The sequence below is a fragment of the Synechococcus sp. HK05 genome (assembly GCF_019104765.1).
In the GTDB taxonomy this organism is placed as follows: Bacteria; Cyanobacteriota; Cyanobacteriia; order PCC-6307; family Cyanobiaceae; genus Vulcanococcus.
Genome location: NZ_JAHRXJ010000011.1, coordinates 438,859 through 462,828 on the forward strand (window position 1 = coordinate 438,859; position 23,970 = coordinate 462,828).

At 67.0% G+C, this 23,970-nt stretch carries 28 protein-coding genes and 1 tRNA gene; 11 read left to right on the plus strand and 18 right to left on the minus strand.

The features are described 5' to 3' along the window. The first annotated feature begins 26 nt into the window (after window positions 1-26). On the plus strand, window positions 27-476 hold the full coding sequence (gene arfB / locus KUL97_RS11610; protein WP_217797118.1) for an alternative ribosome rescue aminoacyl-tRNA hydrolase ArfB: 450 nt from the start codon (window positions 27-29) through the stop codon (window positions 474-476). Here the strand turns inward: arfB and mazG are convergent. Genes mazG through KUL97_RS11625 form a run of 3 tightly spaced genes read right to left on the minus strand, consistent with a single transcriptional unit; the run spans window position 458 to window position 2,558 of the window. After that, window positions 458-1,294 (minus strand): nucleoside triphosphate pyrophosphohydrolase, encoded by an 837-nt coding sequence (gene mazG / locus KUL97_RS11615; RefSeq protein WP_217797119.1) that lies wholly within the window; start codon window positions 1,292-1,294, stop codon window positions 458-460. The genes arfB and mazG overlap by 19 nt on opposite strands. Before the next feature lie 11 nt (window positions 1,295-1,305). Next, entirely contained in the window at window positions 1,306-2,016 is a 711-nt protein-coding gene (locus KUL97_RS11620; RefSeq protein WP_217797120.1) for a trans-aconitate 2-methyltransferase, read from the minus strand. Between the two features lie 17 nt (window positions 2,017-2,033). Continuing rightward, a complete protein-coding gene (locus tag KUL97_RS11625; RefSeq protein WP_217797121.1) occupies window positions 2,034-2,558 on the minus strand; it encodes a metal-binding protein in 525 nt (174 codons plus the stop codon). A 38-nt stretch (window positions 2,559-2,596) separates the two neighbouring features. Here KUL97_RS11625 and KUL97_RS11630 point away from each other — a divergent pair. Next, window positions 2,597-2,668, plus strand: a tRNA-Val gene (locus KUL97_RS11630). Here KUL97_RS11630 and KUL97_RS11635 read toward each other — a convergent pair. Further along, a complete protein-coding gene (locus KUL97_RS11635; protein WP_217797122.1) occupies window positions 2,669-2,974 on the minus strand; it encodes a thioredoxin family protein in 306 nt (101 codons plus the stop codon). Between the two features lie 31 nt (window positions 2,975-3,005). Continuing rightward, window positions 3,006-3,803 carry a hypothetical protein gene (locus KUL97_RS11640; RefSeq protein ID WP_368656152.1) on the minus strand — a complete coding sequence of 266 codons (798 nt, stop codon included), beginning with the start codon at window positions 3,801-3,803 and terminating at the stop codon, window positions 3,006-3,008. Between the two features lie 48 nt (window positions 3,804-3,851). On the opposite strand from KUL97_RS11640, the gene KUL97_RS11645 reads away from it, so the two are divergent. After that, the gene (locus tag KUL97_RS11645) at window positions 3,852-4,697 is read left to right on the plus strand and encodes an NAD-dependent epimerase/dehydratase family protein (protein ID WP_217797123.1); all 846 of its coding nucleotides are present in this window, start codon (window positions 3,852-3,854) and stop codon (window positions 4,695-4,697) included. A 15-nt stretch (window positions 4,698-4,712) separates the two neighbouring features. Here the strand turns inward: KUL97_RS11645 and KUL97_RS11650 are convergent, their stop codons facing one another. Genes KUL97_RS11650 through KUL97_RS11670 form a run of 5 tightly spaced genes read right to left on the minus strand, consistent with a single transcriptional unit; the run spans window position 4,713 to window position 8,516 of the window. Further along, a complete protein-coding gene (locus tag KUL97_RS11650; protein WP_217797124.1) occupies window positions 4,713-6,290 on the minus strand; it encodes an NCS2 family permease in 1,578 nt (525 codons plus the stop codon). 26 nt (window positions 6,291-6,316) lie between these two features. Beyond that, window positions 6,317-6,469 (minus strand): hypothetical protein, encoded by a 153-nt coding sequence (locus KUL97_RS11655; protein ID WP_217797125.1) that lies wholly within the window; start codon window positions 6,467-6,469, stop codon window positions 6,317-6,319. A gap of 47 nt (window positions 6,470-6,516) precedes the next feature. Beyond that, a complete protein-coding gene (locus KUL97_RS11660) occupies window positions 6,517-7,416 on the minus strand; it encodes an oxidoreductase (RefSeq protein WP_217797126.1) in 900 nt (299 codons plus the stop codon). A 12-nt stretch (window positions 7,417-7,428) separates the two neighbouring features. Beyond that, on the minus strand, window positions 7,429-8,247 hold the full coding sequence (locus KUL97_RS11665; protein WP_217797127.1) for a methyltransferase domain-containing protein: 819 nt from the start codon (window positions 8,245-8,247) through the stop codon (window positions 7,429-7,431). A gap of 14 nt (window positions 8,248-8,261) precedes the next feature. Then, window positions 8,262-8,516 (minus strand): hypothetical protein, encoded by a 255-nt coding sequence (locus KUL97_RS11670; protein WP_217797128.1) that lies wholly within the window; start codon window positions 8,514-8,516, stop codon window positions 8,262-8,264. Window positions 8,517-8,572: 56 nt separating this feature from the next. Here KUL97_RS11670 and KUL97_RS11675 point away from each other — a divergent pair, with 56 nt between their 5' ends. Genes KUL97_RS11675 through KUL97_RS11685 form a run of 3 tightly spaced genes read left to right on the plus strand, consistent with a single transcriptional unit; the run spans window position 8,573 to window position 10,462 of the window. Then, entirely contained in the window at window positions 8,573-9,034 is a 462-nt protein-coding gene (locus KUL97_RS11675; RefSeq protein ID WP_217797129.1) for a protein phosphatase, read from the plus strand. A 28-nt stretch (window positions 9,035-9,062) separates the two neighbouring features. After that, window positions 9,063-9,836: an outer membrane protein gene (locus KUL97_RS11680; protein WP_254896433.1), complete on the plus strand. Its 774-nt coding sequence runs from the start codon at window positions 9,063-9,065 to the stop codon at window positions 9,834-9,836. Continuing rightward, window positions 9,836-10,462 (plus strand): 2OG-Fe(II) oxygenase, encoded by a 627-nt coding sequence (locus tag KUL97_RS11685; protein ID WP_217797130.1) that lies wholly within the window; start codon window positions 9,836-9,838, stop codon window positions 10,460-10,462. The genes KUL97_RS11680 and KUL97_RS11685 overlap by 1 nt, the downstream gene beginning before the upstream one ends. Here the strand turns inward: KUL97_RS11685 and KUL97_RS11690 are convergent. Continuing rightward, window positions 10,459-11,715 (minus strand): mechanosensitive ion channel family protein, encoded by a 1,257-nt coding sequence (locus KUL97_RS11690; RefSeq protein WP_217797131.1) that lies wholly within the window; start codon window positions 11,713-11,715, stop codon window positions 10,459-10,461. The two genes, KUL97_RS11685 and KUL97_RS11690, sit on opposite strands and share 4 nt — an antisense overlap. Further along, complete coding sequence (locus KUL97_RS11695; RefSeq protein WP_217797132.1) at window positions 11,712-12,980, minus strand: extracellular solute-binding protein; 1,269 nt, start codon at window positions 12,978-12,980, stop codon at window positions 11,712-11,714. Before KUL97_RS11695 ends, KUL97_RS11690 begins: the two co-directional genes overlap by 4 nt. A 50-nt stretch (window positions 12,981-13,030) precedes the next feature. Between KUL97_RS11695 and KUL97_RS11700 the strand changes: the two genes are divergently transcribed. After that, entirely contained in the window at window positions 13,031-15,847 is a 2,817-nt protein-coding gene (locus KUL97_RS11700; protein WP_217797133.1) for a valine--tRNA ligase, read from the plus strand. Between the two features lie 17 nt (window positions 15,848-15,864). Here the strand turns inward: KUL97_RS11700 and KUL97_RS11705 are convergent, their stop codons facing one another. After that, window positions 15,865-17,373, minus strand: a complete 1,509-nt coding sequence (locus tag KUL97_RS11705) for a hypothetical protein (protein ID WP_217797134.1) — start codon at window positions 17,371-17,373, stop codon at window positions 15,865-15,867. Window positions 17,374-17,806: 433 nt separating this feature from the next. Between KUL97_RS11705 and KUL97_RS11710 the strand changes: the two genes are divergently transcribed. Beyond that, a complete protein-coding gene (locus KUL97_RS11710) occupies window positions 17,807-18,439 on the plus strand; it encodes a TVP38/TMEM64 family protein (protein WP_217797135.1) in 633 nt (210 codons plus the stop codon). Here KUL97_RS11710 and KUL97_RS11715 read toward each other — a convergent pair. Beyond that, window positions 18,415-18,588 (minus strand): hypothetical protein, encoded by a 174-nt coding sequence (locus tag KUL97_RS11715; protein ID WP_217797136.1) that lies wholly within the window; start codon window positions 18,586-18,588, stop codon window positions 18,415-18,417. The two genes, KUL97_RS11710 and KUL97_RS11715, sit on opposite strands and share 25 nt — an antisense overlap. Before the next feature lie 44 nt (window positions 18,589-18,632). Between KUL97_RS11715 and KUL97_RS11720 the strand changes: the two genes are divergently transcribed. Next, entirely contained in the window at window positions 18,633-18,953 is a 321-nt protein-coding gene (locus KUL97_RS11720) for a hypothetical protein (protein WP_217797137.1), read from the plus strand. A gap of 17 nt (window positions 18,954-18,970) precedes the next feature. Here KUL97_RS11720 and ligA read toward each other — a convergent pair whose 3' ends face one another. Further along, window positions 18,971-21,046, minus strand: coding sequence for an NAD-dependent DNA ligase LigA (ligA, locus tag KUL97_RS11725; protein ID WP_217797138.1), 2,076 nt, complete (start codon window positions 21,044-21,046; stop codon window positions 18,971-18,973). 13 nt (window positions 21,047-21,059) lie between these two features. Further along, entirely contained in the window at window positions 21,060-21,479 is a 420-nt protein-coding gene (locus KUL97_RS11730; protein ID WP_010305659.1) for a membrane protein, read from the minus strand. A 120-nt stretch (window positions 21,480-21,599) separates the two neighbouring features. Here KUL97_RS11730 and KUL97_RS11735 point away from each other — a divergent pair, with 120 nt between their 5' ends. Together KUL97_RS11735 and KUL97_RS11740 are read left to right on the plus strand one after the other, a co-directional pair. Further along, complete coding sequence (locus tag KUL97_RS11735; protein WP_217797139.1) at window positions 21,600-22,145, plus strand: SprT family zinc-dependent metalloprotease; 546 nt, start codon at window positions 21,600-21,602, stop codon at window positions 22,143-22,145. A gap of 142 nt (window positions 22,146-22,287) precedes the next feature. Next, a complete protein-coding gene (locus KUL97_RS11740; RefSeq protein ID WP_217797140.1) occupies window positions 22,288-22,803 on the plus strand; it encodes a hypothetical protein in 516 nt (171 codons plus the stop codon). Here the strand turns inward: KUL97_RS11740 and KUL97_RS11745 are convergent. After that, on the minus strand, window positions 22,755-23,282 hold the full coding sequence (locus KUL97_RS11745; protein ID WP_217797141.1) for a hypothetical protein: 528 nt from the start codon (window positions 23,280-23,282) through the stop codon (window positions 22,755-22,757). The genes KUL97_RS11740 and KUL97_RS11745 overlap by 49 nt on opposite strands. 96 nt (window positions 23,283-23,378) lie before the next feature. Further along, on the minus strand, window positions 23,379-23,960 hold the full coding sequence (locus KUL97_RS11750; protein WP_217797142.1) for a chorismate lyase: 582 nt from the start codon (window positions 23,958-23,960) through the stop codon (window positions 23,379-23,381). Between the last annotated feature and the right edge of the window lie 10 nt (window positions 23,961-23,970).

Here is a 23,970-nt window from a genome sequence, read left to right on the forward strand (position 1 = left end):
TGTGCTGCCCGTGACAGGCTTCGGTGATGGCGGGCGGCACTCCAGGCGATCTGCGGTTGAGTGAGCGCTGGGTGATTCCTGCGGCGGAGCTGCGCTGGCGCTTTTCCCGCTCCGGTGGGCCGGGTGGTCAGAACGTGAATACCACCGATTCACGGGTGGAGTTGGTGTTCGACCTGGCGTCAACGCCGTCGCTGCCGCCGCACCTGCGGGCCAGGGCGTTGGGGCGCCTGGAGCAGCGGCTTGTGGAGGGTTGCGTGGTGATCGCTGCCAGTGAGCACCGCTCGCAATGGCAGAACCGCGTCGCGGCGCAACGGCGCTTGGTGGAGCTGTTGCAGGAAGCGATCAAGCCACCACCACCCCCGCGGCGCCCCACGAAGCCCACGCGGGGCTCAGTGCAAAGGCGTTTGGCGGCGAAAAAGCAGCGCAGCGCGGTGAAGCAACAGCGGCAGGGCCGGCCTCAGCTTTCAGACGACTGAGCGGCCCGGATCTCCGCCTTGGCCTGTTGCCAGAGCCCTTCCAGTTCACGGATGCTGCGGCCCTGGAGGTTGCCGCCGAGGGCAGCTTCCACGCGGGAGAAGCGATCGAGGAAGCGGCGGTTGGTGCCGGCCAGGCCGGCTTCGGGATCGATACCGCACCAGCGGGCCACATTCACCAAGGTGAACAGCACGTCGCCGAGTTCCTCCTGGGCGTGGGCCTTGTCGCCGCTGGCCACCGCTTCCTTGAGCTCATCGAGCTCCTCATGCACCTTCTCCCACACACCGGCCATGTCGTCCCATTCGAAGCCGGCCGCGGCGGCCTTTTTGGAGATGGTCATCGCGCCAGCGAGTGCGGGCTGGCCGCGCACCTTGCCGGCGAGACGATCGCTGAGGGGGCTGGCTGAGGGCTGGCCTGCTGGATCCGCGGCTTTCTCCGCAGCCTTGATCGCCTCCCAGTTGGCCTTCACGGCGGCGCTGTCTGCTGCTTCGGCGCCGGCAAATACATGGGGGTGGCGGCGCACCAGCTTCTCGCTGATGCCCGCGGCGATCTGTGCCAGATCGAAGCGTCCCTCCTCCTGGGCGATCTGGGCATGCAGCACCACCTGCAGCAGCAGGTCTCCCAGTTCTTCCTTGAGATGGGCGTCGTCGCCGTGGCGGATGGCATCGGCCACCTCATGGGCCTCTTCCAGCACGTAGGGCACCAGGGAGGCGTGGGTCTGCTCCAGATCCCAGGGACAGCCGCTTTCGGGATTGCGCAGCTGGGCCACCACCGCGATCAGTTCGCTCACAGCTGCGGTGGGATCGGGCGTGGCGGCCATGGGCGTGGCGTTCAGGCGGTGGCGCCACCCTCGCACTCCTGCGCTGCACGCCGGCTCAGCCAGAGGCGTTGGAACAGGGCCTGCAGCAGCGGGATGGGCGCTTCCAAGCCGGCCTGGGTGAGCTCGCGCTGCAGGCGCTCTTCATCCATCGAGAACACCTTGGTGTTGCGCGAGGCCATCACTGCTTCGATGGTGGCCGCATCCATCCCCAGTGCTTCAAAGCGGGCGCGGCCGATGGCCAGGCCCAGCTCAAATCCCGGTGGATTCGATTCGCTGTAGCTGCTCAGCAGCAGGCATCCGCCGGGTGCCAGGTGAGCTGCCATGCGCTGAAGCAGCTGCTCCTGCTCGGGTGGGGGCAGAACATGCAGCACGTTGTGGCTGATCACCACCTCGAAATCGCCTGCCCCGCCGGCCTGCAGGTGGTCGGGGCCCCACTCCGCCCGCGCTGTGGCTCCGATCTCGGCGATCAGTGCGTTGCAGAGCCCGCGCATCTGTTGGCTGGGTTCGATCAGCGTGAACCGGGCCTGGGGCATGGCCTGCAGTAGTGCAGGCAATTCCGTGCCGCTGCCGGCTCCCACCACCAGCACCCGGCGCGCCTGCGGCTCCAGCGCCGCCGCCGTGGCCGCCGCCAGCTCGAAGATCGCGTCGTAGGCGGGGATCAGCCGGCGGATGCGCGCGTTGTAGGTGCGGCCGTAGTCACCGTCGAAGTCGAGCAGGGCCATGGGCTGCGGTGCGTGGCTCAGCGGAGTCTGCGGCGGCGACGCGGTTTGCGGCGTTGGCGGCGCAGCAGCTTCGGTAGACTCGGCATCGGATCGCCGTCCTGGAGCAGATGCAGCCAGGCGCTGGCCTCCACGCCAATCAGCACAGCCAGGCTCAACCCGCGCTGCTCCTGCCAGAGCAGCTGGAGGCCCTGCCCCAGCTCCAGCGGGCTCGGTGCACCCCAGGGCTGCAACAGCCAGCCCGCTAGGCCCACGAGCACCGCTAGATAAAGCAGCCGGCCTGCGCTCCCCAGAAACGGTGAATGCGAGAGCAGCGAGCGATGGCGCAGCAGCTGCCGGTAGGGCCACCAGAGCAGGCGCAGTGGTCCCCAGCGGCGGCTGGGATTGGAGCGGGTGTCGAGGTCGGGAGACAGCCACAGTCCTCCGATCAGAAAGGCAGTCCCGGCGGTTGCGATGCCTGCAAGCCCCAACCAGGGCCCCCACAGCAGCCCGAAGGGCAGGGCCAGGAGCCAGGTGGCGCGGTCGTGCTGCTGGCCGCTGGCCATGGCGAGTGGCTGCTGTTGCGATGCAGAATGCCTGAGCCGCCCGGTTAGCTCAGCGGTAGAGCGCCTGCCTTACAAGCAGGATGTCGCTGGTTCGAACCCGGCACCGGGCATCAGGGAATCAGGCCGCTGAGGCGGGTGCGGAAGTCGCCCTTGGGCATGCCGCCTTTGAGTTCGCCGTGGATGGTGAACTCGCCTTCCGGATCGCTCACCACCAGATAGGTGGGCCAGCCCATGCCTTGCTTATCGGGGTATTGGGCCAACAGAACGCGGCGGTAGCGGCGATAGGCCTCGGTGTCCTGCAGCATCACGCTCACGAAGCTGCAACCCAGCTCTGTGCACACTGCGGCGTCGTAATGACTCATGCGGTGGCAGGTGCCGCAGTCTTCCGAGCTGAACTTGAGAACCGTGTAGCTCATGGCTTGGGCTTCACTGCCCGGAAGCTAGCGATCAGGGTTGGATCTGGCTTCGCCGGTAGAGCCGTCGTTCACACAGCTCCAGCTGTTGGTATGCATCGAACACCAACTTGATTTGCTGGAAGGCATCGGCGCTGGTACGGCAGCCGATGTGCAGGCGGAAGGCTCCCTCGGGTAGCCATTCGGGCACCGAGCAGATCAAGCCATCCACGAAGGTGGCTGTGAGCGGGTGGATCGCGAACTGCTCCGCGCTGAAGGGTTCGCAGGGGGTGAGCTGCTCCTGGAGCAAGTGCTCCTGTTCGCCGGGCCAACCTTCCAGATCCCGCAGCAGTTCCTCGGGGGTCTGTTGCGGCCGCGTCGGATCTTGTTGCGTGGCATGGGCGCAACGAAAACCAACGGCTCCGATCGCATCGAGGCTCCAGCCACAGCGCTCAGCGTTGAGGTGCTGCCCCCAGAGCAGCACCAGCATCGAGCGGGCGCGGCCGGCAAAGAGGTTCACTTCATGGCCGAAGCGCTCGGCTGTGGGGTCGACGCAACGACTGGATTGCCCCCCGGCACCGCGGAACTGCCAGCAGTTGCCGCCGCTGTTGTACGCCGTGCGGCTCAAGGGCAAGCGGCGCCGTCCCTCCGGTGCAAACAGCAAGCCCCGGCCATCCCAGCTTCCGTGATCCGGATCGCTGAACTGGATGTCGTAGCAGGTGTCGTCGATCACGCGACTGGGGCTCCGCCAATCGAGTGCTCCGCTGCGGAGATACCAGTGGCTCCGACCCTGCCAGCGGCCCTCGAAGTTGCGGCGGTTCAGCTCCCATTGGCGTTGCTGCTGATCCAACACGAGCCCCCGAGGCTCTTCCTAGCCTCCATCCTCAGCGGGGTCTTGTCGATGCGGGTCACCATCGTGGGCTGCGGCTATGTGGGTGAGGCCCTGGCGCGGCTCCTGGGTGCTCAAGCGCCGTGCCATCTCACCCTCACAACAACGCGGGAGCAGCGCCGCGCGGCGCTCGAACCATTGGGTGATCGCGTGCTGGTACTCAAGGCCAGTGATGCTCCCGCCTTGAAGCAGGCCTTGGAGTCTGCGGATGCAGCCGTGTTTTGTATGGCGCCTGGGGGAGATCGCCAGGTGAATGCGGGCGTGTATGCCGCCACCTATCGCGACAGCATCACCACCTTGCTTGCGCTGTTGCCCGAACTTCCGCAGTTGCGGCAGATCATCTACACGAGCAGTTGTGGTGTGTATGGCGATGCGGCAGGGGGCTGGATGGATGAGTGCTCGCCCGTGCTGCCGCGTGATGCCCACGCTGCGGTGCTCGTGGAGAGCGAGCAGCTGTTGGTGCAGGCCCGCAGCGATCAACGGCGGGTGTGTGTGTTGCGCCTTGGCGCGATCTATGGCCCCGGCCGTGATCTAAACCGTCGTTTCCAGTCGCTGGCTGGCACCACCAGGCCCGGTGATGGCCAGACCCACAGCAATTGGATCCATCGCGACGATGTGGCCGGGGCCATGGCGGCCGCATTGGCTGGGGCCTGGGATGAGACGGTCAATGTGGTCGACGACCAGCCCTGGCGTGTGGCTGATCTGCTCGATCGGATTTGCACGGCCGCCGAGCTGCCACCGGTGCAGTGGAGTGGTGCCTCACCCGAGGTCAAGCCCATGGCGGATCGCCGGATCAGCAACCGCCGGCTACGCAGCTTGGGCTATGCGCTGTTGCACCCCACCCTCAGCGGGTTTTGAGCCTGCCTGGGCGGCTCATCGCTTCACCCGGCTCGCCAGGCCAAACACCAAGGCCATCAGCAGATAGCCCAGGGCCCAGCTGCCGCCCACACCCCAGCCCAGTTGCAGCACCGTGTCTGAGCTGGTGAAACGCCAGGCGTGGATCACCCCGAGCCAGGCGCATCCGGAAGCCACCGCCGCGCACAGGCTGGCGGCCAGGAAACGGCGCTCAATCACGTACACCACCATGCCCGCCAGCAGCATCGCGGTGATGATCTGGCCCTGCTCCAGGGCAAAGGCGCCGGCGGCCCACACATCGGCCTGTTGCAGCGGCTGGAGCAGGGCGGCGGAAAACGGCTGTGCGGTGCTGCCGGCACCCCCGGCCCGCAGGCCGGCTTTCAGCAGCATGGCGCCCCAGCCCGCCAGGCCCGGCAGCAATCCCAAGGCCACGGCTGGGGCATGGGCGCTGGGGGTGGCCTGAAAGGCCTGAGCGGCAATCACCAAGCCGATGTAAAGCACGATCGCCATGCCGGCTTCGATCGGCACCAGTTGAGCGATCAGCCCGAACAAGCCAAGCAGGCAGGCGCCGCCCATCACCAGGCCGTTGAGCCACGAGTAGCCGATGCGGGCTCCCATCGCTTTCCAGGCGGGATGACCGATGTAGAGGGTGGTGGGAAAACAGCCGCCCAGGCCAGCCGCGGCGATGGTGCCCAGCCCATTGATCAGCAGCGAACTGCGCACCGGGTAGCGATCGCCAGCTGCTTCGGCGCTTTCGATGTTCTGCAGGGAGCCCAGCAGGTTGAACAGACCCATCGGCACGATCACCCCCAGCCACGGCAGCAGCTGACCGCGCGCTTCCCACAGCGCCGCCAGTTCCAGATGGGGCGGCCGCAGGCCCACTTGGCTCAACTGCTCTTGCCAGAGCCCGGGGTCGAGGCGGATCAGGCCCAGGCCCCAGGCCAGGGCCATGCCCACCAGTACGGCGAGCAGGCCGCCGGGAATCGGCAGGCGCAACTTGCCGTAGTAGGTGACCAGGATCATTGCCAGCACCGTGAGCCCCACCACGGGTTGGGCGTAGGTGCGCAGCAGGAAGCCCAGGGCGATGTAGCCCAGGGCAATGCCTGCCAGGGTGGAGAGCAGCGCCGCCCGAGGCAGCCAACGTCGCAGCAGCTCGGCACTGAAGGCGCCAGCCGCTTCGATCAGGCCCGATCCAAGGCAGGCCACCATGCCTGCCTGCCACGACAGGCGCACGGCGGCCTCGGGCGCCAGGCCGGCACTCAGGGCCCCCAGCTTCACCGGCAGCATCACCAGAAACACGTAGGCGAAGAGGCTCACCGTGTTGATGCCGTAGGGGAGTGCTGTGCGATCGCTGCGCCCCTCCGCCTTCGCCAGCTGGTAGGCCTGCCAGGCGTACGCCAGGTTCCCCAGCAACAGGCTGATGCCCGTGGCGGGGAGGATCGTGCCCAGCAACAGCGCGCTGGGGTAGCCGAGAACGCCCCCGCACAGCCCCAGGATCAGCAGGATCTGGATCAGGTTGTCGAGCGCCAGGCCTAGAAAGCCGTCGAGATCGCCGGCAACAAACCAGCGGGGGCCGGTGGCCAGATGAGTGGTCATTCCTCCACGATGGCCTTAGAGCTCCCTCAGCGCTGCAGCTGCCGCCAGGCCTCCTGCGGATCCACGCCGCGGCGGCAGAGGTTCACCCAGGGGCGCAGCGGGCCGAGCCAGTCTTTGGGGTCCGGGCGGCGTAGCAGTTCCAGCACCGAGGGCTGCGTTGGGCTCGGGGGGCGGAGCATCGATCGCTGTTGCGCACTGCTCGGAGCATTCCCCGCGCTGCCGCGCCTCAGCCGCTGCAGAGCTCCTCGCTCACGCTCCAGAGCCGTTGGCAGGCCGCGGCATCCAGCGCGGCCGGTGCAATCCGGCAGGCCTTGGGATAACCCTTGAAGTTGCCCAGGCCGCCGGGGCCATAGAAGCCACCGGGTTCGGCGGCAGCGGCCGTGGCGGCGAACAGTTGGGGCAAAGCACCCATGGCCGCGCTCTGGAACAGAGGGTCCATCAGGCGGTAGGCCAGCTCCTCCACCCGGGAGCCGCGGGCCGCCACGGAGGTGGGCTGCAGATTGGTGCGGGCCAGGCCGGGATGGGCCGCGATCGAGAGCACCTTCGCCCCCTGGGCATCCAGCCGGCGTTGCAGCTCGAGGGCCGTCATCACGTTGGCCAGCTTGCTCTGGGCGTAGGCGGCCCAGGCGTCGTAGCGCTGCTCGCCCTGCAGATCATCAAAGGCGATGCGGCCGAAGTAGCTCGCCCCTGAGCTCACGTGCACCACGCGCGCTCCTGGGCGCAGCACGGGCAGGAGCTGTTGGGTGAGGGCGAAGTGCCCCAGGTGATTCACAGCGAACTGCAGCTCGAACCCCTGGGCGCTCAGCTGCCGGGGCGGGGCCATCACCCCGGCGTTGTTGATCAGCAGATCAATGGCACCCCAGCGCTCGGCGACTGCGCCGGCGCCTTGGCGAACACTGGCGAGATCGGCCAGATCCAGCTCCAGAGGGATCAGCTCGGCTCCGCCATTGCCTGTCAGCTCCTGGCAGGCGGCCTCCGCTTTGGCCAGGCTGCGGCAGGCCAGCACCACGCGCGCTCCGCGTTGCGCCAGCGCCCTGGCTGTTTCCAGTCCCAGCCCGCTGTTGGCGCCTGTGATCAGGGCAGTGCGGCCGCTCTGATCGGGGATGTCGGCGCAGGTCCAGGGCATGGCGGCGGAATGTCAGCCCGCCAATCGTGTCGCTCTCACCTCGAGCACTGTGGGGCCCACCCAGAAGCTGCCGGGGTCGGCGGCGGCTGCAGCGATCTCCGCCCGGGCCTCGGCGGCGTCGCCGCTGCTCCACAGCCCTAGCTCCTGTAGGCGCTCGCCGTACACCTGCACAAAGCGCTCCAGCCACTGGCCAGCCATCGAGCGGCTGTCGCCGGCCACGGGCAAGGGTTTCAGCGCGTCGATGCGCCAACCACGGGTCGCCAGCAGCGAGGGCAGGCGCCGGTTTGGATCGGGATCACCGCCGGCCTCGCGGAAACTGCGTTGGCAGGCCTGGCCGAAGCGGGCGATGGCGCGGCCTCCAGGGTGCAGTCCGAACGTGTCCCAGTGCACGTATTCATGCAGCACCAGCTGGCCGCCGAGGCGCAGGCTCTGCTCCAGCCCCGTGAGCAGGGGATCCAGATCGGGCAGGAACATCGCCAGCCAACGGCACCAAGCCAGATCGAAGCCTTCGCCTGGGTAGGGATTGCGCAGTACATCGTGCTGGCGCAGCTCAAGCCAGGGCAGCTGGGCGCTGTGGGCCATCGCTTGCCCTGCAGCCACGTAGGCCTCGCTGCGTTCCAGCCCCAACACCCGGCCTGTGGGCCCCACGATTTGCGCCAAATCCATGGCTGCAAAACCTGGGCCAGCCCCCACATCCAGCACCCGCATTCCGGCGCTCAGCCCGGCCCGCTCCCAGGCACCCCGGGCGGCGGGCAACCAGAGCTCATGCTGGAACCGCAGGCGCTCCAGCTCCTCGGAGTGGGTACCGAGCACATAGCTGGAGTCGCCCATCGTTGTGGTGGCGCTCAGTCTTCGGGGAACAGCAGAGCGGCCAGCTCATCGGCATCCACGTCGTAGACGCGGGCCAGGCTGGTTTCGATGGCAGCGGTCACCTCGCCGGGCAGGAAGCGCATCGCGTTGAGGGCATCCTCCGCGATTTCATCGGTGAGAAGCGCTTCACCACCGAGCTTCTCATCGTTGATCACGGCCATCACCCAGCTCTGATAGGCGTACACGAGATCGGAGAACTCCAGATCGGGATCGTTGAAGTCCAGGGCCATCGCAGAGGCGGGCGCAGCTGATTGCAGTCTGCCGGCCGGTGGGGAGGATGGGCTGCATGACAACCGCATCCCCTGACCCATTGGCCCTGCAGGCCACCTTGGTGGACTTCGCCCTGGCGGAACTGGTGCGTCAGCACCGTGAGAGCTTCACGCCGCTGTGGAGCCCTGAGAGCTGGGCAAAGCTGCTGATCTGGCTGGCGCTCAACTGCGGCTGCAGTGGCGACGAGGCGGGCCTTAAAGCTTTTGCTGAGGCGATTGGACCCTTGCAGATGGGTCGCTTGCGGCGGGTGTTTTTTGAACGGGAGCTGGCGGATCTTGAGCTGCAGCTGATGGCCGATCCAGCGGAGCAGCAGGTGCTGGTGCTGCCCCAGGGGCCGGCGGAAGAGGTGCTGGAGCCGGAGCGAGTGGCGCGCGCCCTGGATTGCGTGAACCTGAGCCAGCGGCTGGTGATGGATCGCTCCCGCTGGCAGCGGCTCGATTCGGTGCTTGTGGTTCCCTGGGCCGCGCCTGAGGCGTGATCGAATGACGGCCGTGATGGCGGCTGCGATGACGACTCTGCGTTCCTGGCTGGTGGGATCCCTGGCGAGCTTGGTCGGGAGCTCCGCCGCGATACCCGCGCTGGCGGAGCCGTATTTGCGGCTGGGCGTGGGAGCTGATGGTTCAACCACCTCCACCTTCCGGGATCGCAACTGTCAGGCCACCAATCCACCGGCTTTGTTTGGCTGCGGTGCGGGGCGCAATGGGCAACCACTTCAGGCCACAGGAGCTTTTGGAACCGGTGCCGTGTTGGACGCCGGGCTTGGCTATCGCCTCAATACTTGGCTTCGGGCGGAGGCCTTGTTCAGCTATCGGCCGGCCTATGAATACCGAGGCCAGGCCAATTTCCTGCAGTCGGCCCCACCCCAGCCGGTGAGCGCCAACCTCAGCTCGGTGGCTGGCTTCGGCGTGGGCTACATCGACCTTCCTCGACTGCGTCGGGTGCAGCCCTACATCGGGGCTGGCGTGGGGGTGGCGCGCAACCGCATCAGTGCTGTGAGCTACAACTTCCCGGCCATCGCGCCCGATGCCTCCACCACGATTGCCGGTGGCACAACAACCGGCCTGGCCTGGTTGCTTACGGCCGGTGTGGCCATCCCTATCAACGAGCAGTTGAGTCTGGATTTGGCCTACCGCTACTCCGACCTGGGCCGCGTACAAACCGATTCAGGCAGCGCCTCAATCGCGCGGCCAACCGGTAACAGAACCCTCGAGATCGCCGGTACGCAAGCCGCCCTGCAGACGCACGGCGTCATGCTCAGCCTGCGCTATGCCTTCCGCTGATGGAGCTGATCGCCCGCTATCGCAACGCCGGCTTTGAGGCGCTGGCCGATGGTGTGATGGCCTTCTTTGAACGCCGCGCCGATCTGCAGTGCCCCGGTGTGGCCTTCGGCCCCAATGGCGACGGGGAACCGGCCAAGGTGTCGACCGATATCAGCCTGGTGGCGCTCGATCGCTCTGATCCCGAAGCGTTTGCCCTGGCAGACGTGATCCTGCGCGGCGTCACGGCGGGCCTGGAGCGCTACCTGCAGGAGCGGCCGCTGTTTCGCGAGTGCTGCCCGGCTCAGCAGTTGTTTGTGAATCCGATCTTCAACCTGCAGCGCTATGCCCCCGGTGAGGGCTTCAAGCGCTGGCACTGTGACTGGACCATCAGCGACGAAGCCACCGAGCCGGTGCACCGGGTGCTCGCCTGGATCCTCTATTGCAACTCCGTTGAAGAGGCGGGCACCGAGTTCCACTGGCAGCAGCACCACGAGGCGGCAGAGCGGGGCAAGCTCGTGATCTTTCCGGCCGGTCCATCCCATATCCACCGTGGCCGGGTGAACCACACCCACAGCAAAACCATCGCCACCGGTTGGATCAATGCCGGCAGCCGCGATGCCTACCTCACGCGCCTGGCCCGCGGCTAGCGGTGATAGGTGCTGGGTGTGTGCTGCTCCGGCGGCCACACCATCGGGTATTCCACTTGCTGGGGGAAGGGGATCTCGATGTTGTTGGCCTTGAAGGCATGCCAGATCGCCTGGTTCACCTCACTGCAGATGCCGACGTTGTCCATCGGATTGGCGATCCAGAAGCGCAGGGCGTAGTTGATCTCGTAGTCGCCATAGCTGAGCAGGAGCGCCTTGGGCGCTGGTTCGGGCAGCACCCGGGGCACCTGGCGCGCTGTGGCCTCCAGTAGGGCGATCACGTCGGTTGGATCGTGGTGATAGGCGGCGCCCACACTCACCTGGCTGCGGCGCATCCGATCGCTGGCGGTGTAGGTGGTGGCGGCCTCGGTGAAGAAGGTCTGGTTGGGGATCAGCAGCTCAGCGTTGTCGCGGTCGCGCCACAGCAGGGTGGCCCGCAGCCCCAGCTTGCGCACCTCGCAGGGATCGCCATCGAGCATCAGCACTTCACCGGGGCGCACGGAGCCTTCAAACAGCAACCAGAGGCCGCTCACGAAATTGGAGAACACCTCCTTGATGCCGAAGCCCAGGCCAACCGACAAGCCACCGGCCACGGCGATCAATGCTGTGGTGTTGAGGCCCAGATGCACCCCCACGGCCACCAGGCCAAGGGCCACCACCGTGTAGCGCAGCATCAGCTCCATCGCTTTGCGGCTGCCTTCGCTCATCCCCACCGCCCGCTGCACCAGCCAGGCCAGACCCGCCGCCGGAGGTCCGCAACCCACGAGCACCACGTACACGATCAACCCCGCCTGAAACAGTTTCCCGGCGCTGAGCGATACACCAAAGAGCGACCCCAGTGGAGCCACGGCCAGATCCCGCAGGCTGTCGACCTGGCTGATCAGCAGCAGCGTGGCCATCAGCAGATAGGCCGGCCGCAGCAGGCGCGATTCGAGCTGATGGAGACGTTCGGGGCGCAACCAGCGGCCGAGCAAGCGATGCAGCAGTGCGAGACCAAACCACCCCAGCCAGAGCAGGGCCAAGAGGCCCGCCAGGCCGTAGGGATGGTTGAGCTGACCCAGGAGTCCGCAGGTCAGTCCCAGAGCGATGAGGCCGAGGGGCGCGTAGGCCAGCGTGGGCCAGCGGCCGAGCCAGCGGCGGCGGCGTGCAACGCGGCAGAGGAGCATCAACCCCACGCTCACCAGCAGCTGCACCACCACCGCTGGCCGCTCCAGGTAGCCGAGCCACCCCAACACTTCCAGCAGCAGTTCTTTCATCGTGGCGGCGCAGGTGTCGACTGCAGCACGTCGATCATCCGGTTGGTGGCTTCGCTGGGGGTGATTTCCCCGAAGACCAGCTGGGTGATCAGGTGCTCGTTGGTGTGGATGCGGGGGTCGTTGCTGTGCAACATCGCCACCATTTCATTGATCTGGCTGCCCTGCTGGCCGGCTTGAACCATGGCGGCCAGCACCGTGGAGCTGCTCGTGGGCACCTTCACGAATCGGTTGGCGGGGAGCACTGTTTGGGATCCCATCGAGAGCTCTCGTTGCACCAAAGGATTCACGGCGTATTTGCTGAAGGCCAGGGCTCGCTGGTGGCCCATCGCACTTGAGCTGGTGCCCAGCGCCAGCACCCGCAGCCGGTTCACGGGGCTGGCCTGGCCATAACGCCCATCCGGCAAGGCGCTCACCCCCAGGGCCTGCCCAAGGCGCCGTCGCAGTCGGGGGAGGCTTGTGCTTCGGCAGGGGATCCAGGCCACCCGGCCTGAAACGAATTCGGCCTCAATGGCTTGCTGCGTGCCATAGAAGGTGATGCCCTGCTGGTTGCTCGCGTTCTGCAGCCAGGCCAGCCAGCGCTGGATGTCGCTGCGATCCTGTGGGCTGATCGGTTGGCGTAATAGCGCTTTGTTGATGGCTGGAATCGCCCCCAGGCTGCCGGCGGTCCAGAACAGGTTGTACAGGTCAACCGAGAGCGCGCTCGGTTTGCCTTGGGCGCTGTTGGCCAACAGCTCGTTCAGGGTGCTGGGGGCCTTCGGCAAAACCTTGCGGTTGAAGCAGGCCAGCTGGGCCTGCATCAACACCGGTAAACCCGCGAGTTGGCCGTTTGGGGCACGGAGCCGTTTCAGCTCTTCGGGGTTGAAGAGATTGAGTTGAGCGGCCGTCGCTGGGAAGGGCTTCACAAGGCTCTTGCGCATCAGGCGCAAAGCGGTGTCGCCATTCACAAACAGCAGATCCGGCCCAAGTCCGCTTTTGGAACGAACCCGAATGGTGGCCTCGATCCGATCTTCTGGATAAAGGCTGAACTGGAACTGGGTGTTGCGGTTGATCTGCCGAAAGCCCTTCTCCAGCAACCGCAACCGTCCGCTGTACTCCGCCAGCAGCTCCGCGTCGATCGTTTGGTCGCTGTTGGTGCCGCCGGCGAGGTACACCACAGCAGGGAGTCCACCTCCTGTGCAGCCGCTCAGGAGCAGGCTGCAGCTCAGGGCCAGGGTGCGAAGCCAGCCCCGGCTGGTAGTGGGAATGAATCGGGAGGGCAGCGCCATCGCTGTGCTCAGCGTGCCCATCATCCCTGGCTTAGGGCCGTTTTGCGAGCATGGCGCGATTGGCTGTTCCTGCGCCCGTGACCGACGCTTTGCCCAAGACCTACGACCCGGTGGGCACCGAAGCGCGCTGGCAGCAGGCCTGGGAAACCAGCGGCGCCTTCCACCCCGATCCCAGTGCTCCCGGCGAGCCGTTTTCTGTGGTGATCCCGCCGCCGAATGTGACCGGCAGCCTGCACATGGGCCATGCCTTCAACACAGCCCTGATCGACACGATCGTGCGCTTCCAGCGCCTGCAGGGCAAGAACGTGTTGTGTCTGCCCGGCACCGACCACGCTTCGATCGCGGTGCAAACGATCCTCGAGAAGCAGCTCAAGGCTGAGGGCAAGCGCAAGGAGGATCTCGGCCGTGAGGCCTTTTTGGAGAAGGCCTGGGAGTGGAAGGCCCAGAGCGGCGGCACGATCGTGGGCCAGCTGCGCCGGCTTGGCTATTCGGTGGACTGGCAGCGCGAGCGCTTCACCCTCGATGCCGGCTGCAGCACGGCGGTGATTGAAGCGTTCAACCGCCTGCATGAGCAGGGGCTGATCTACCGGGGTGAATACCTGGTGAATTGGTGCCCCGCCTCGGGCTCGGCGGTGAGCGATCTGGAGGTGGAGATGAAGGAGGTGGATGGCCACCTCTGGCACTTCCGCTATCCGCTCACGGCTGGTGCGGCGGCCGATGGTCGCACCCACCTGGAGGTGGCCACCACACGCCCGGAAACGCTGCTGGGCGACACGGCCGTGGCGGTGAACCCCAAGGATCCGCGCTATGCCGATCTGGTGGGACAAACCCTCACCCTGCCGCTGGTGGGCCGCGAGATCCCGATCGTGGCCGACGACCACGTGGATGCGGAGTTCGGCACCGGCTGCGTGAAGGTGACCCCCGCCCACGACCCCAATGATTTCGCCATCGGCCAGCGCCACAACCTGCCGCTGATCACGGTGATGGCGAAAGACGGCTCGATGAATGAAGCCGCCGGTCGCTTCCAGGGCCTGGATCGCTTCGAGGCGCGCAAGGCCGTGGTGGCCGCCATGGAGGAAGGCTGCTTCCTAGTGAAGGTGGAGGACTATCGCCACAGCGTGCCCTTCTCCGATCGCGGCAAAGTGCCGGTGGAGCCGCTGCTCTCCACCCAGTGGTTTGTGAAAACGGAACCCCTGGCTGCTCGTTGCCGCGAGGCCCTCGAGAACGCTGATCCCCGCTTCGTGCCGGAGCGCTGGAGCAAGGTGTATCGCGACTGGCTCACCGACATCCGCGACTGGTGCATCTCCCGCCAGCTCTGGTGGGGCCATCGCATCCCCGCCTGGTTTGTGGTGAGCGAAACCGGTGACGAGATCACCGACACCACTCCTTATGTGGTGGCCCGCGATGAAGCGGAAGCCCGCGCCAAGGCCGAAGCCCAGTTCGGTGGCGGCACCCACGCCCATCCCCTGGTGCTCGAGCAAGATCCTGACGCCCTCGACACCTGGTTCTCCAGTGGCCTCTGGCCCTTCTCCACCCTGGGCTGGCCCGATGCGGATGCCGCCGATCTGGCCCGTTGGTATCCCACCAGCGTGCTGGTGACGGGCTTCGACATCATCTTTTTCTGGGTGGCCCGGATGACGATGATGGCCGGCGCCTTCACCGGCCAAATGCCCTTCCAGGACGTGTACATCCACGGCCTGGTGCGGGATGAAAACAACCGCAAGATGAGCAAATCGGCGGGCAATGGCATCGACCCGCTGCTGCTGATCGATCGCTACGGCGCCGATGCCCTGCGTTTCGCTCTGGTGCGTGAGGTGGCTGGTGCGGGTCAAGACATTCGCCTCGACTACGACCGCAAATCCGACACCTCCGCCACGGTGGAGGCCTCGCGCAACTTCGCCAACAAGCTCTGGAACGCCACCCGGTTCGCGCTGATGAACCTGGACGGCGAGACGCCCGCCTCGCTGGGTGACCCGGATCCCGCGGCGCTGCAGCTGGCGGATCGCTGGATCCTCTCGCGCCTGGCGCGGGTGAACCGCGAAACGGCCGAGCGCTACGGCAGCTACGGCCTGGGTGAAGCGTCCAAGGGTCTCTACGAGTTCGCCTGGAACGAGGTGTGCGACTGGTATGTGGAGCTGATCAAGCGGCGCCTGCAGGTGCCGGCTGAGCTGGAGGGGCCTGCCCTTGAGGTGGCGCTCGCCGATCAGCGCACCGCGCGGCAGGTGCTCGCCAAGGTGCTCAATGCCCTGCTCGTGATGCTTCATCCGCTGATGCCGCACTTGAGCGAAGAGCTCTGGCATGGCCTCACCGGCGAGCCGGACACCACGTTCCTCGCCCTTCAGCCCTGGCCGGAGCTGGATGCTGCGGCTCTGGACGACAACCTGGAAGCCTCCTTTGCCGAGTTGATCGAGGCGATCCGCGTGGTGCGCAACCTGCGGGCGGTGGCCGGGCTCAAGCCGAGCCAGAGCGTGCCGGTGCGCTTTGTTTCGGGTCGCCCCGAGCTGGCAGCGGTGCTCACGGCTGCCACCGCTGACATCACCGCCCTCACCCGCGCCGAGCGGGTGGAGGTGTTGGATCCGGCCGCGGCGGACGCCAACCCCGCCACCAAGGCCCTGGCCGGTGTGAGCGGTGAGCTGCAGGTGGTGTTGCCGATCGAGGGCTTGGTGGATCTCGAGGCCTTGCGCGCCCGCCTCGAGAAAGACATCGCCAAGGCCGAGAAGGAGATCAAGGGCCTGGCCGGCCGTCTCGCCAATCCCAACTTCGCGGACAAAGCGCCGCCGGAGGTGGTGGCGGAGTGCAAAGCCAACCTGGCAGAAGCGGAAGCCCAGGCCGAGCTGGCCCGCAAGCGGCTCGCGGATCTAGGCTGAGCCGCTGCTTAGCCGGTTCAGTTGGGCGTGATCATCACCTTGAAGATCTCGCCCGAGGCCACGGTGTAGTTGGAGCTGCCGTAGGTGGTGAGGTCGTTGAAGTCGTTAGCCACCTGCGATTCGATGCCACCCACCACGTAGCCCACCAACACCGATTCGCCAGCCCTGGTGCGGCGCTGTAGGCGATCCAGATCCACCACGCCGTCGGCGAGGTAGCGAACGCGCCGGTCCTGGCCCGGGGCCAGGGGGATGAAGGCGGAGGAGGCGCCATAGGTGAGGGGCTCTCCTGCGGCGTTCTCGAGGCTGGGGAAGCTGCCGGCCAGGGATTGCGTCCAGCTGTTGTCGGCGTTGCGTTTGATCGCAGCGATCTGGGAGGTGAACGGGTACGACGGCGCCAGATCGGGGTTGTTCTCCCGGTTCACGTAGTAGGGCTGGCCTTCGGGATCGAGCGTGATCGCGGAGATGCCACCGAAGATCAGGCTTGTTTGGCTGTCGTCGCCGCGGGAATACAGCCCCAGATTGGCGGCGGTGTATTGATTGATGCCTTGCCGGAAGGTGGCGGGATCATCGGCATTGGCCATGGTGGGTTGGCCGGTGAGTAGATCGATCTGCACCGGAACGGTCCACACGCCGGCGCCGCCATAGAACACGCCGCCAAGGGCTTCGCCATGGCGGCTCAGCTCGCCATCGGCTTGTTGCTTCAGCTGGTTCACGATGTTGAGATCCCGCCGCCGGTAGCGGGAGTCGTCCGGGCGGGACACACTGTTGAGCCGGTAGCTGAGTTTGCCCTGATTCGGCTTGTAGCGAATGTCGAAATTGCGGACCTGGGCGGTGTACAGCCCATTGCTGCCTGGGGTGTACCCGCCGGAGAAGTCCTGCCCGAAGATCAGCTGAGCCTGATTCTCGTTCTCGCCTTGCAGCATCTCGCCGCCGGTCACGGCGAAGAGGTGGGTGTTCTGCCCGTTCACCTGTAGCGCCTCGCCCGCCACTGAGAGAACGCTGTGTTTCGGTAGGCGCAGGGTTTGCTTCTTCGCCCAGGCGGCCAGATCATCCAGCTGAATGGCGGAGAGACGGTTGCGGGTGGAAAAGCTCTGGGTCGCCCCGTCGTACACGTAGCCGCCCACCCGGAACAGCACGTCCTCGCGTTGGAACTGCTGGGCGTTGGTGGTGGCCAGCGACAGCTGCTTGCCGGAGCCCAGGCCGGATTTCGCCAGCGGCCGCGACCAGCTGCGCTCCTTCACTGGGTCGTACACCCAGATGCGTTCGTTCTGATGGGAGGGCGGGAAGTTGGCCTTTCCGTCGGGCGTGAAGTTGTGCAGACCATTGGTGCGTCCGCCGATCAGTACCCATTCGCCGGAGCTGGTCTGGCCGGCACTGAACGACTGCAGGGTGGGAAAGCTGGCCTGACGCTGCTCCAGTTGTTTCAGCTCCACCGTCCACGGCTCGCTCCAGCTGCTCAGGGGGCTGGCGGTGGCGGTCTGATCCGCTCCCGTTGCACTTAGCGGCAGATCAGCGGTTTCGGCCATAGCTGAAACGCGGGCGTCTGTCTGCATGGTGGGCAGAGTTTTCGCTGTTGTCAGCGCCGGTGCCCAGCCGTCACAGCAGTGCGTTCTGGTGCACAACAGGCTCCAGTCGGGGGGCTGGTGTTGGTGTGTTGGCCTCGTCGCCGTGCTCCTCCGCTTCGCCGGCCTTCACCTCCAGGGCCTGCTCGATCACCCGGTCGGTGAGGGGGCGAAGTAGCTCGTCAGAGTGTCCTGGAGTTCCAGGAATCCGGCCAGAGCGTGTTGTTCACAAAGCTGCTGCTGAGACTGGCCATCACCGTGGTGCGCCACCCGCTCTCCCTCGCTTTCGGGCTGTCCTGGGCGGTGGTCACCGTGCGCAGCGGCTTTCCCCGTTTGGCATCGCAGCGTGCGGGGTCGGAACGGCTGGCACGGTAGGAGCCTTGTTCGCCGGCACGCCATGACCATCCAGGCAGATGCACTGGCCCAGGGCGTGTCCACGCTGCTGCCGGCGCTCCAGTCGCCGGCCGGCGCCATCGCCTTTGTTCCCCTCTATGCCCTCTGGGTGACGTTGCTGTTGCCGGGGGTGTGGGCCTCGATGCTGGCCGGTGCTCTCTATGGCACCTGGTGGGGCAGCCTGATCGTGTTCGTGGGGGCTTGCCTCGGTGCGGAAGCGGCGTTTCTGCTGGGGCGCACCTGGCTGCGCGGCTGGGCCCAGAACCGTTTGGCGGCACTGCCCAAGCTGCAGGCGGTGGAGCGGGCCGTGAGCCGGGAGGGCCTGAAGCTGGTGTTGCTCACCCGCCTCTCGCCGGCCCTTCCCTTCTCGCTGCTCAACCTGGCCTATGGCCTGAGCGAGGTGAGCCTGCGCGATTACACGATTGGCCTGATCGGCATCCTGCCGGGCACGATCCTGTTCTGCGGGCTGGGAGCGCTGGCCGGTGATGTGGCCCGCTTCGGGGAAGTGCTCAGCGGTGAGGCCGACCCGGCCACCTGGGCCCTGCGCATCATCGGGATCCTGGCCACGGTGGCGGTGGTGTGGCTGGTGGGCCGGGCGGCCCGCAAGGCGCTTCAGGAGGCAGAGCCGCCGGGCTGATCCGGCAGTCGCCAGTCGCGCAGCGCGGCGATCAGCACGAACCAGCCCAGGCGCAGCCTGGCCGCCACACCGGGGCGGGCGGCCAGCTCGGCATATTTCGCCCGGCCGCATTCGGTTTTGATCCAGCGGTGGATGGCGGGTTGCTGCATGCCGACCAGGTTATGGATGGTGCGTTGGCGCTGCAGCGGCCAGGATGGTGGCAACGCCGTTTGAGGCCGCGATGAACAGGCATGGGTTGTTAGCCGGTGCTGTGGCCGGCTTCAGCGTGTTGGCAGCAGGCCCACTGCACGCCGCCGTGGTCTGCACCGGACCCGGCTATCCGCCCGGTTGCGTGGAGGTGGAGGCAGCTCCGGTGCGCGTCTACGCCCGTCCGGTGGCCACGCCTGGCGGCCCTGTGGTGAATCCCAGCCCTGGTGTGGGCTACGGGGCGCCGGGTGCAGGAGTGCGGCCTGCGGCGGGTCCGGGTGTGGGACCGAATGCTGGCGGGCCCGTGAATCGACCGGGCTATCGCTGAGACTGGGCTGGCTGGGTTCAGGCCTCAGCCAGCAGCGCCTGTAGCCCCGCCTCATCCAGCACCGGCACCCCCAGGCTTTCGGCCTTGCTGAGTTTGCTGCCGGCTTCCTCGCCGGCCACCACGTAGCTGGTTTTCTTGCTCACCGAGCCGCTGACCTTGCCGCCGGCGGCCTCGATCACAGCCTTGGCCTGGCTACGGCTCAGATTGGGCAGCGTGCCCGTGAGCACAAACGTTTGCCCGGCCAGGGTTGCGGTGGCCTCCGAGGCGCGCGTGGCGGCTTCCAGTTCTGCGGCGCTCGCCGCGAGGCTGAAGCCCAGGCGCGCCAGCTGCCCCAGCAGCTCCTGATTGGCCGCTGTGGCGAACCACTGCTGCAGGCTCTGGGCGATCTCGCCGCCGATGCCATACACGGCAGTGATCAGCTCGGGCGTGTCGATGGCGGCAGTGGCTAACTCGGCAGCGCTGGGGAAGGCGGATGCCAGGGCCTTGGCGTTCACTTCGCCCACATGGTGGATCCCCAGGCCATACAGCTGCCGGTGCCAGGGCTGGGCTTTGGAGGCTTCCAGCGCCGCCACGAGGTTGTCGGCGCTTTTGCTTCCCATCCGCTCCAGGCTCGCCAGCAGCGCCCCATCCAGCCGGTAGAGATCGGCGATCGAGCCCACCAGGCCCCGGTCCACCAGCTGCTCGATCAACTTGCTGCCGAGCCCATCCACATCCAGAGCGCCCTTGCTCACCCAGTGGCGCAGGGCGCCCCGCAGGATTGCCGGGCAGCTGCTGTTCACGCAGCGGGTGGCCGCTTCCCCCTCCTCGCGCACCAGCTCCGAGCCGCACTCCGGGCAGGTGTGGGGCAGCTCCAGGCGCTGGGCGCCGGCGGGCCGCAGCTCCGCCAGCACCCGCACCACTTCCGGGATGATCTCGCCGGCTTTGCGCACCACGATCGTGTCGCCGGCGTGCAAGTCGAGCTCCACGAGCCGGTCGGCGTTGTGCAGGGTGGCGCGGCTGACGCTGGTTCCTGCGAGCGGTACGGGTTCGAATTCGGCTACGGGCGTGATCACGCCCGTGCGGCCCACCTGGCAGGCCAGCCGCAGCAGCTTGCTGGGGGCTTCTTCGGCGGGGTATTTGAGCGCGATCGCCCAGCGCGGGGCTTTCTGGGTGAAGCCGGCGGCATCCTGCAGGCGCAGGTCGTTGAGCTTCACCACCACGCCGTCGGTGGCGTAGTCGAGAGCGCGGCGCTCCGTGTCCCACTGCGCGAAGAAGGCTTCCACGCCGGCCAGATCCGGCAGCAGTGCGGCGTTGGGGTTCACCTTGAAGCCGGCGTGTGCCAGCCATTGCAGGCTGTCCCACTGGCTGGTGGGGCGAGCTGGATCGCCGGCGGCGGCCTGCCAGTCGTCCGGCAGATGCAGCGTGTAGGCGAAGAAATCGAGCCGGCGGGCCGCCACCACCTTCGGGTCGAGCTGGCGCAGGGTGCCGGCGCAGGCGTTGCGGGGATTGGCGAACAGGGCCTCACCGCGGGCCTCGCGGTCGGCGTTGATGGCGGCGAACACCCCATCGGGAATGAAGGCCTCACCGCGCACCTCCAGCCAGGCGGGTGGGTGCTCCAGTTGCAGGCGCAGCGGCACCGAGCCGATCGTGCGCACATTGGCCGTGATCTCTTCGCCCTGTTCGCCATCGCCGCGGGTGGCGGCCCGCACCAGCACCCCGTGCTTGTAGCTGAGGGCGAGGGCGTTGCCATCGATTTTCAGCTCGCCCACCATCGGCAGTGCCGTAGCGGCTTCGCGGTCGAGCACCTTGAGCAGCCGCGTGTACCAGGCCTCGAGTTCTTCTGTATTGAAGGCGTTGTCGAGGCTGAGCAGGCCGATGCGATGGCGCACACTCTGGAAGCCCTGAGCCGGCGCACCACCTACGCGCTGGGTGGGACTGTCGGGCGTGATCAGCTCGGGATGGGCCTGCTCCAGATCGAGCAGCTCCCGATAGAGCCGGTCGTAGACCGGATCCTCCATCTCGGGAGCATCCAGCACGTAGTAGGCGTGGGCGGCGTGATTGAGCAGCCGCCGCAGTTCCGAGGCGCGGCTGGCGGCGGAGGCGGCGGTGCTCACGGGCGGGCGGGCTTCAGGCGGCGGCTTTCTGGATTCGGTCCACCTTCCAGTCCTCCTCCACCTTCACAAAGGTGAAATCGAGGGGCAGCTCGTCGTTGTTCTCAGCCTTGAGCTTCACCGTGAGGGTGATCTGGTCTTCCTGGATGCGCGGCCGGCCCGACTTGAGGTTGCGGTATTTGTTCAGCTGCAGCCCGGCCAGGAAGCGGATGAACTGCTGCCGGTTCACGTGGGAGCGGTAGTTCTTGGTGGTGAGCAGATAGGCCGCATCCACCCGACCGGAGGCTACCTGGGTGAAGAACTGCTTGATCACCGGGTTGATCCCGCGCGCGTTCAACACCAGCTTCACGGCGTTGATCGTCCAGTAGAGGAGCAGCGTGCCGGCGCCGGCCAGCAGGGCCTTGGTGCCGATCGACTGCACCAGTTGTCCGTCCATGGGCGCGCGGAGAGGAGTGGGGGTGATTCTGCAGGAGCAGCTTCACCCCGGCGCAGTGCGGGTTCCAGCACCGGGCCGGAGATCTCAGCCAAACTGCCCCCGTTGCAGTCAGCCCTGAGCGTGCCCCTCGTCCCGCTGCTGCCGCTGTTTCATCGCCTTAACCGCGAACACTTCAGCGGTGAGCTGGCTGATGCCGATGGACAGGCTCTGGTGGCTGTGCGCTGGAGTGATGGGCGGATGCGCCGCAGCGCTGGCCTCTACCGCTTTGGCCGCGACCGTCAGGGCCGCTCGATCAGCGAGATCGTGCTCTCGCGGCCGCTGCTGGAGCCCCTGCCCCAGGAGGCCACCCTCAGCACCCTCTGCCACGAAATGATCCACGCCTGGGTGCATCGGGTGGTGCAGGCCGATGAGGTGCATGGGCCCCACTTCCGGAGCCGGATGGCGGCGATCAATGCAGCCCAGCGGGCGTTTGAAGTGAGCGTGCGCCACCGCTTCCCTGTGCCCAGTGAACCGGCGCGCTGGATCGCCTCCTGCCCCAGCTGCGGTCTGGAATCCCCCTATCGCCGCCGCCGACCTGGAGTGGCCTGCCGCTTGTGTTGCGAGCGGCTCCACGGCGGCCGCTGGCATGCCAGCTGTCAGCTGGTGTTCACGCCGGCGGCCGCCTAGGTTGCCGGCCATGGGCACGGCGTTGTGGGCACTGCAATGGAGCGGGCTGACCATCGCCTTGGTGGGTCTGGCCCGGGAACGCTGGTTGCGGGCCAGACGGTTGCAGCGCTGAAGCTCTGCGCAGCGCATCTAGCCTGATCGGATGGTGGATGCCTACGACAACTGGCGTGACGAACGCCCCGACGACCGCGGCGAGCGGCGTGGTCTGCGCCGTGGGGAGCCGCGCCTGGAGCAGCGCCTCGATCAGTGGGTGTCGGCCGGCCGGCAGTTGGTGGATGGGGTATCGGGGGCCCGTCCCGGCTCACGGCCAGGCGGCCGCGCCACTGGCCTGAAGCTCGATCACCTCGGCCGCTGGGTGGAAGACAAGCTCGATTGGCTCCTGGAAGACGAGGAGGGCTGGCGCGAATCCTGGGAGGGATCGGAGGCTTCGCCGCCAGCGAGGCGATCGCCACGGCGTGAACCTCTGCAGGCGATCTCGCGTCGCCGCCCTGCGCGCCAATCGGCTCCAGATGGCGATGCCTGGCCGGATGAGGAGAGCTTCAGCGTGAGCCGATGGCAACGCGGCAGCGCAGGTGCTGATGCTGCGGCGCCTGAGCCGCCCCCGCCGGTTCAGAGCGGACGCGCTGTGCCGCGCTCATCGCGTCGCCGCTTCGACTGACGGTTGTGGCGCGCTGTGCCGCGCTCGGCCACTTGAAAGCTGCAGCCGATCTGGCGGAGTTCAGCGTTCACCGGGTCGACGAGTTCGCCGGGGAGGTCTTCCGCCATCTGGGCCGCACTGGTGCTGATCGATGGAGACCCTTCCGTGAGGGCGCTGAGGAGCTGGGCCCACTGCTGCACCAGGGTGGTGCGCTGGATCGGTTCGAGGCCGGCCCGTTGAAACACAGCCTGGCAATGGCTGCGATGCCACTGGGTGGGGCCATGGGCATGGGGCTGATGGCCCCGGATCGCGCAACCACTGCGCAGGGCATGGCGGCTGGGCTGTCCGCTGGCATCGCGCAGGCCGGCCTCGCTGAGCAGACGGCCGCAGTGCACAGCGGAGATTCCATAAATGCGCCCCAGGTCGGTGAGGGAGAGCCACTCGGGTTCGGCTGTGGCCGCTGGAGGCGGCGCTTGGCCGCCGCGGAGGAGATGAAGCATTGGCCCTTGGAGAGTGCATTCATGCTGGCCTCAGCACATGCCCCTGCAAGGTGTCAAGCTTGTTCTGTAGCTACTCGTAGCGTTTGTATGAAAACGTTATGAAGCTGTGTGTTGGGCGGGCCCCAGCCAGCGCTCCAATGCCGGTGAGAACACCTCGCGGATCACGGTGAGTTCACGGCCGCCGCGGAAAAACCGGTAGTGGCGGCTCCAGTAGGGGCCCGGATGACCGAATCCCTCCTCCAATCGAGGGGCCGCCACCAAGGCGAGGCCATCCACTTCGCGGTACAGCTCGGCGCGTTTGGCGGTGAGGCTGCGCCAGATCGGCTGGTTGCGTTCCTGCAGGTGCCGTTCGGCTTCGCTTTGGTTCCACCAGCTCTCTGCCCAGGCCAGGGTCTGGCTGCCGCAGCGCAGCCACACCTGGCGGCGCAGCAAGGGTTGATCCAGCTCGGCTACTTCAGTTGGCGCCTCCTGCGGCTGGCCGTTGTCGGCTTCCATGGCGATTACCTCCACGTCCACGGCAATGCCCGTGAGCGATTGCAGATGGCGGGTGGGGCTGCCATCGCCCAGGAGCAGGAGGCGCCAGGGGCCGCTGAGCTCGCCGCCGAGCCCGGCTGCTACGGCCTCCGGGGCTGCCTGCCAAAGCGGCAGGGGGGAGGGCCAGAGCTCAGTGGGGGGCATCGGCGCAGCG